Origin of the sequence: Psychrobacter sp. TB20-MNA-CIBAN-0197 (assembly GCF_040309765.1) — a bacterium.
In the GTDB taxonomy this organism is placed as follows: domain Bacteria; phylum Pseudomonadota; class Gammaproteobacteria; order Pseudomonadales; family Moraxellaceae; genus Psychrobacter; species Psychrobacter submarinus.
Genome location: NZ_JBEOPC010000308.1, coordinates 1 through 304 on the forward strand (window position 1 = coordinate 1; position 304 = coordinate 304).

Sequence of the window (304 nt, forward strand, 5' to 3'; positions counted from 1 at the left end):
CCGATCAGGAGGCCTATTGGCCTCTGACCAACATCCATGAGCGCCAAGGCTTGGGCGTAGTGGCGACGACAGAAAAGGGCGAGGCCGCGCTCGGTCGTCCAGAGTTGTTCACGCAACTGGGTATCACAACCACCCTTGTTCCTGAGCACGATGGCCCGATCGCCGGGTTGGCCCTGAACGGCGAATTCCTCGCCTGGCTGCTGCTAGCAGACAGCATCAAACCGGAAGCGCGCTTCGCCTTGAACGAGTTACGCGAATTGGGGCTGGGACGCCAACTCCTGTTGACCGGTGATCGTCAGAGCGT

The 304-nt window shown here is 60.9% G+C and carries 1 protein-coding gene; it reads left to right on the top strand.

What is annotated here, in order from left to right; genetic code table 11:
* Window positions 1–59 precede the first annotated feature (59 nt).
* Window positions 60–304 (top strand): hypothetical protein (locus tag AAEY83_RS13785; protein ID WP_502945173.1); only part of this gene is annotated, 245 nt, incomplete at its 3' end.